We start from the raw sequence: 5925 nt of genomic DNA, 5'->3' as shown, positions 1-5925 counted from the left end.
GCCGACGGGCACCCTGTCGCGGGTGACGACGTTCCGGGCGGCCGCGCTCACCACGGTGGCCTTCAGGTCGACCCTGGTCAGCCGGTCCATACCGGGAACGATGAGGGTCGGCCCGGGGCCGCGGCTATCTCCGTGCAACCGGCCCAAACGGAACACCACGCCGCGTTCGTACGGTCGGAGGATCCGAACTGCGCATGAGGCGGTGAACAACCCGATGACACGGGCCGACGACGCAGTTCGGACCGCCGCACCGGGCCGTTCAGGGCCAGGGGACGGCGTCGAGGCAAAGGCTCATCAGGCAGAGCACGCTCGCGACGAGCGCGGTCTTCCTGAGCGAGTCCATCGGGACCCGTCTCGTTGCTGCGGTTCGGACGGCGACGGTCATGTCGACTCTCCTGTTGTGGAGAGTGCGGTGTCCTTCGCATTCCCGAGCGCCCCGGTTGAGGCTGCAGTTCCGGGCCGTACGGACTGTGCGACCAGAGGGTCACAGCTTGCGGGCGAGCGTGATCAGCATGCCTTCGACGATCGGTTCGGTGTCCTGGACGCAGTGGCAGTCGTCGCCGTGGGTGCTGCGGTGCCAGGCGATGAGGTACTGCAGGGCAAGTTGGTTGACTTGGTAGTCGTGTTCGGCTTTGACCCGGTCGGTGTCGGCCTGGCGGTTCTGGCTGAGCAGGATCAGCGGGGCGGCGTAGGCGGCCTGGGTGGAGAAGAGCAGGTTGAGCAGGATGAAGGGGTAGGGGTCCCAGCGCAGGGCGACGGCGAGGATGTTGGCGGCGATCCAGAGGAGCACGACGACGGTCTGGATCACGATGTACCGCCACGAGCCGAACACGCCGGTGACGGAGTCGGCGAGGCGTTGTCCGGGCGTGCGATGGTCGTGGCGGTACCGGTTGGCCGGGTGCCGGAACCGGCGCCGGCCGGTGTCGGGCCGGTCCGCGGGCCAGGTGAGCGGTGCGGCCATCATCATCCGCCGCCCCTCAGGCTCTTTCGATGATCTGGTCGGCGGGCAGGCGGGGTGCGTGCGGCCGCCCGGAATCGGCCGGGTCGATGGTACCGAGGCGCAGGATCAGGTGCGGGTGGCCGGTGCTGGCGAGCATGACCCGCATGGCGGAGTCGACGATGTGCACGAACGTCCCGTAGGAGGAGAACAGCGCCCTCCAGCCAGGCGTTGGCGACCAGGCCGGGCCCGCCGTGTCCGGAGCCGGTGACGTCGGGACGGCGTAGCCGACGACCGGGGTGGTCCGGTCCGGGTTGTAGCCGTCGACGGCCTTGACCAGCGCCAGCGCGGCGACCTGGACGAGGTTGTCGTAGCGTTCCCCGCGGCCGGCGTAGCGCCACGCGAGCCGGTTGGCGAGCGGCAGGTTGTCCTCGATGGCTCGGGTCCGCAGGACATCGCGGTCAGGGTGAGCGGCGGGCAGCCGGACACGTACACGCAGCAGGTGCTCCGTCGTGTCCGGCGGGTAGGCGGGGAGGCTGTCGGCTCTGCGGGCCGCCGTAGCGACGGCGGTTGTCCGGCGCGCCGGGCGACCGGCATACGGCCGCGGTGTTGATTGGGTCGCCGCCTGTGGCGCGAGGTTCGAGGTTGGTGCGGCGAGCATGGTCATGGTTCCACGCCCCATCAGGGGGACATGCCGAAGATGCCGGCAGTGGCGGCACCTCTGTTGAAGCGCCGGACGTCACTGGTCGTGACCGCGAGGTCCAGGCGGCAGAAAAAGGTGAGTCAACCGGACGGCTGACGGGCGCGCGGATGCGGTCTCCCACACTACGCCGATTTACGTCGTCCTCAAGCACGTCACAACCGCCACACGCGCGGGGCACCAGCTGTTGTCTTCTGTTGTCTTGCCGTGACGCTCCTCGGGCCGAGAGCGCGTAGGGTGAGGTTGTCGCTCGGGACCCCGGTGGCTGCCAGCCCCGCCGCCGTCTTCGATCCGTCCCTAAGCTGAGGGCCTCATGATCCGGGTTTTCCATCGTCTCCAGCGTTCCTTGGCGGCGGCGGTCACGTAGCACGCGGCGGGCCCGGTGACGTGCCTGCACGCCGCGGTGTCCCGACGTCGTCACGCCGCTCGACGGCTGGCCCCGCCGCGACAGGCCGCCTTCGCCGCGGTCGCCGGGCGAATCGGCCGGGCCTTGATCTGGCGACGGCGACTGCCGATCCCGTCGCAGACCGTGACCAACGATCCGGGTGCCGCCAGGTCGGTGGAGACATCGGCCGTCGACCGGGTGCCACAACATACTCCGCGGGCGTTCGCACCGCGGAACTGCTTCATGAGCAACGAGAAGGAACGTGAGTGCGATGGTCGACATCGCCAACGAGCACAACGGTGCTGTCAGCAACACTGTCCACGCCGCCACCACCCGTCCGCTGCTGCAGGCGCCCCAGACGGCCCGGCGCCAGCCCGCCGCAAGGACAACGCCAGCGACCTTCAATGTCCCGGCTGACGATCGAGGACGCGTGACGGTCGGCTCGGGGCCAGCGACCGCCGTCCGGTATCTGCTGGCCGGAGCCCGCCTCGCGCTCGGCTGGATCTTCCTGTGGGCGTTCCTGGACAAGATGTTCGGCCTCGGCCACGAAACCACCACGGCCAAGTCATGGCTCAACGGCGGCAGCCCCACCAAAGGATTCCTCGGCTCGGCAGCGAGAGGCCCGTTCGCCGGGTTCTACCACTCGATCGCCGGTGCCGGCCTCACCGACGTGCTGTTCATGGCCGCGCTGCTCGGCGTCGGCGTCGCGCTGATCCTCGGCATCGGGATGCGCCTCGCAGCCGGCGCCGGCGCGCTGCTCACCGTCATGATGTGGACCGCGGTGCTGCCCCCGGCCGGCAACCCGTTCATGGACGACCACCTCATCTACGCCGCCATCCTGATCGTCCTGCCACTCCTGGGCGCCGGTAACACCCTGGGACTGGGCCCCATCTGGTCAACCCTCCCGCTGGTGCGCCGCGCCACCTGGCTGCAGTAGCCACACCCAGGTGCATGCGCGCCGTGCATCTGAATAGAGGAGCCGACCTCGTCAGATCCTGCCGCCTCAGCGGCAGGATCTGACCGGTGCGGACACACCACCTCCAGGCGGCCACCATGACGGAGCAGACCCAAGCACATGCCCGGCGCATCGCCGCCGGCGTCGATGGCTCACCACACTCCAAGGCCGCCCTGCGCTGGGCGATCGCCCAGGCGCAGATCGTCGGCGCGACCGTCCAGGCGCGGTTGTGACCCTGGCCGGGTATCGTGTCGTCATCGGTCGCTCCAGACCCCGGCGGCGTGATCGCCAGCTGCCGGGAGGGTGTTGTGAGCATCGTTGACCTGACCATCGACGACGCCGGCGACCGGGGTGCGGCGGCGGGGCAGCGATTATGCGGAGCTGATGAAGCTGGTCCGCGGCGTCGCGCTCAGCCGATGGTCCGTGCCTACTGCGACAGCGACGACCTGCCGTACGCGGAGGCCAGCCTGTTCGGCTCGTACCGCCAGGCCCTGCTGCACCTGCACACGGGCGGCCGCGTGACGCGGATGACGCGGGGCCGTAGTGACGTGGCGTAGGGTTCACGGCGACCAGCCGTCGAGGAGTCAGTCGCGTTCGATCCGGACTCTGTCTTGCGCTGCCACGCGTCGCGGCCGCACCAACCTTGGGGTATCGGAGGCGGCTCTCATGGTCTCATCGTTGGCGCTCAGGCGTGCGGATCAGGCAGTGTGGTGCGCCCGGGCCGCAGGATGTGGCTGTGGAGCCTCGCCCCAGCGCATGCGGGAGATGGACCGGCAGCGGTCGAGCACCTGTGCGCCGCGGCGATCGCCGCGACCGCGACCGACGGAGCGGCCGTTGCTGTGGCGCTCGAGGCCGCCCCGCGCGAGACGATCTACAGCAGTAACCGGATCGTCTCGGAGGTGGAGGAATTGAGCCTGACCCTCGGCGAGGGGCCATGCGTGGACGCACTCGACGGCGGTCTTGAGCGGGTCCCCGATCTATGTGCCGGCCGATGCCTGGCTCGGTGGCCCGTCTTCGCCCCGGCCGCCGTGCAAGCCGGTGTCCGGGCGATCTTCGCGTTGCCGCTGCAGATCGGCGCGATCCGGCTCGGCGTCCTGGACCTCTACCGCGGTGAGCCGGGCGACCTGGACCGGGGGCAGTTGCGCGACGCGCTGATGCTGGCGGATACGGCATGCGCGCTGCTGCTCGACGCCACCGAGCAAGACGTGCCGCAGGTTCCGGGACGTGTCCCTGAACCAGCCGGCCTGCAGCATCCAGAAGTGCATCAGGCCACCGGCATGGTCAGTGTGCAGCTGGGGCTGTCGGCGGCCCTTGCCCTGATCCGGCTCCGGGCCTACGCATACGCCCATGAACGACGGCTCCGGGACGTCGCCCGGGATGTGGTCGCCCGCCGGCTGCGGTTCGGCCACGGCGACATTGCACACGGCAGCCAGCCGGATGGCCATCGATCCGATGGCGACTGAGAGTTCAGCCGACCCTGTTTCCGGTCGGTTCAACGTCGCAGGTGGCCGGCGGGCCGGCGGCATTATGCTTGTCGAGGGTGTTTGAGATGGCCGAGACCGCGCTAGCCGATGTGCTCGTCGAGATGGCGGACACGCTCGTCGACGACTTCGACGTGATCGATTTCCTGCACGCGTTGACCGAACGGTGCGTGCAGCTGCTGGACGTCTCGGCTGCCGGGATCCTGCTTACCGATCAGCGGGAGACCTTGCAACTTGTGGCGGCCTCCTCGGAGCGGACGCGGCTGCTGGAACTGTTCCAGCTGCAGACCGACCAGGGACCCTGCGTCGACTGCTTCAACACCGGACGGCCGGTCTCGGTGCCCGACATCCGTTCCGCCGGCCGCTGGCCCCGGTTCACGGCCGCGGCTGCGGAGGTCGGTTTCGTCTCGGTCCATGCCCTGCCGATGCGCCTGCGCGCGGAGGTCATCGGGGCGTTGAACCTCTTCGGCGTCGAACCAGGCGCACTGGACGATGACAAGTTGCGCGCCGGCAAAGCCCTCGCCGACGTCGCCACCATCGGACTATTGCAACAACGCGCCATCCGCCACCGCGACACCCTCACCGAGCAGCTGCAGACCGCGCTGAACAGCCGGATCCTGATCGAGCAGGCCAAGGGCGTCCTCGCCGAACGCCTGCACGTGGACCTCGACCAGGCATTCGCGCTGCTCCGTCATACCGCCCGCAACCGCAATCGTCGCCTCTCCGAACTCGCACTGGCCGTCGTCAACGGCACCGAACAGATCCCGGGGACGCCGGAGGCGAAATCCGCACGCTGACGACGCCACCGGCGGAACCTCCCGGCCACGACCACAATCGAGAGTGCCGTCATGAGCTGGATGGCCCAGACGCGACAGCGGGCCCGGGAGCGCCTGACGCTCGCCCGGCAACGTAATGCGCTGCCGTTTCCGGGCGGAGGGAGCCGCTGTACCACCCGGAGAGGCGGCGCCGACGATCGACGACGCCATCCCGCGGGGTGTGCGGATCGCCGGCGCATGGGCCTGGTGGGTGATCCTGTTCGTCGTCGTCGCCTACCTGCCGAGCTCATTGCCGCGATGAGCGCGGTCGGGGCAACGGTGGAGGAATCGGCTGCAGGCCGGTCTCGAGCGGGCTGCGGCACGGCAACGAGCCGTTCCCACTCGTGGTGGCCTCCGCGCCAAGGACGATGGCTACGCCTGGTCGGCGACAAGCACCTCGGTGGTGAGGAACAGCGCCGCGATGGAGGCGGCGTTCTGCAGCGCCGAACGCGTCACCTTGGCCGGGTCGATGATGCCCTCGGCCAGGAGGTTGACGTACTCGCCCGTCGCGGCGTTGAGACCGTGGCCGGCCTCCAGGTTGCGGACGCGCTCGACCACGACGCCGCCCTCGAGGCCGGCGTTCACGGCGATCTGCCGCAGCGGGGCGTCGAGCGCGACCTTGACGATGTTCGCGCCGGTCGCCTCGTCGCCG

9 protein-coding genes are annotated in these 5925 nt (G+C 69.6%); 5 read left to right on the top strand and 4 right to left on the bottom strand.

What is annotated here, in order from left to right:
- The 3 genes from ABD901_RS58005 to ABD901_RS57995 form a co-directional block, all read right to left on the bottom strand.
- On the bottom strand, positions 1 to 210 hold a 210-nt coding region (locus tag ABD901_RS58005; RefSeq protein ID WP_345144853.1), incomplete at its 3' end, for an SPFH domain-containing protein.
- A gap of 274 nt (positions 211 to 484) precedes the next feature.
- Positions 485 to 967, bottom strand: coding sequence for a DUF1003 domain-containing protein (locus ABD901_RS58000; RefSeq protein ID WP_345144851.1), 483 nt, complete (start codon positions 965 to 967; stop codon positions 485 to 487).
- Between the two features lie 10 nt (positions 968 to 977).
- A complete protein-coding gene (locus ABD901_RS57995; RefSeq protein ID WP_345144849.1) occupies positions 978 to 1604 on the bottom strand; it encodes a sigma factor in 627 nt (208 codons plus the stop codon).
- A 761-nt stretch (positions 1605 to 2365) separates the two neighbouring features.
- On the opposite strand from ABD901_RS57995, the gene ABD901_RS57990 reads away from it, so the two are divergent.
- The 5 genes from ABD901_RS57990 (at position 2366) to ABD901_RS57970 (ending at position 5255) form a co-directional block, all read left to right on the top strand.
- Positions 2366 to 2959, top strand: coding sequence for a DoxX family protein (locus ABD901_RS57990; RefSeq protein ID WP_380139374.1), 594 nt, complete (start codon positions 2366 to 2368; stop codon positions 2957 to 2959).
- An 86-nt stretch (positions 2960 to 3045) separates the two neighbouring features.
- Positions 3046 to 3210 (top strand): universal stress protein, encoded by a 165-nt coding sequence (locus ABD901_RS57985; protein WP_345144845.1) that lies wholly within the window; start codon positions 3046 to 3048, stop codon positions 3208 to 3210.
- A 183-nt stretch (positions 3211 to 3393) separates the two neighbouring features.
- A complete protein-coding gene (locus ABD901_RS57980) occupies positions 3394 to 3534 on the top strand; it encodes a hypothetical protein (RefSeq protein ID WP_345144843.1) in 141 nt (46 codons plus the stop codon).
- A 282-nt stretch (positions 3535 to 3816) separates the two neighbouring features.
- Positions 3817 to 4440: an ANTAR domain-containing protein gene (locus ABD901_RS57975; protein WP_345144841.1), complete on the top strand. Its 624-nt coding sequence runs from the start codon at positions 3817 to 3819 to the stop codon at positions 4438 to 4440.
- 86 nt (positions 4441 to 4526) lie between these two features.
- On the top strand, positions 4527 to 5255 hold the full coding sequence (locus tag ABD901_RS57970; RefSeq protein ID WP_345144839.1) for a GAF and ANTAR domain-containing protein: 729 nt from the start codon (positions 4527 to 4529) through the stop codon (positions 5253 to 5255).
- Between the two features lie 390 nt (positions 5256 to 5645).
- Here the strand turns inward: ABD901_RS57970 and ABD901_RS57965 are convergent.
- On the bottom strand, positions 5646 to 5925 hold a 280-nt coding region (locus tag ABD901_RS57965), incomplete at its 5' end, for a TCP-1/cpn60 chaperonin family protein (RefSeq protein WP_345144837.1).

The organism is Dactylosporangium darangshiense (assembly GCF_039537565.1).
Lineage (GTDB): Bacteria > Actinomycetota > Actinomycetes > Mycobacteriales > Micromonosporaceae > Dactylosporangium > Dactylosporangium darangshiense.
Note: the sequence above shows the minus strand (reverse complement) of the source record. Positions and strands in the feature narration are given on the sequence as shown.

Bases quoted from the DNA above. Each gene is read 5' to 3' on its own strand.
- ABD901_RS57970 (WP_345144839.1), top strand. From the start codon at position 4,527: ATGGCCGAGACCGCGCTAGCCGATGTGCTCGTCGAGATGGCGGACACG.
- ABD901_RS57980 (WP_345144843.1), top strand. From the start codon at position 3,394: ATGGTCCGTGCCTACTGCGACAGCGACGACCTGCCGTACGCGGAGGCC.
- ABD901_RS58000 (WP_345144851.1), bottom strand. From the start codon at position 967: ATGATGATGGCCGCACCGCTCACCTGGCCCGCGGACCGGCCCGACACC.
- ABD901_RS57995 (WP_345144849.1), bottom strand. From the start codon at position 1,604: ATGACCATGCTCGCCGCACCAACCTCGAACCTCGCGCCACAGGCGGCG.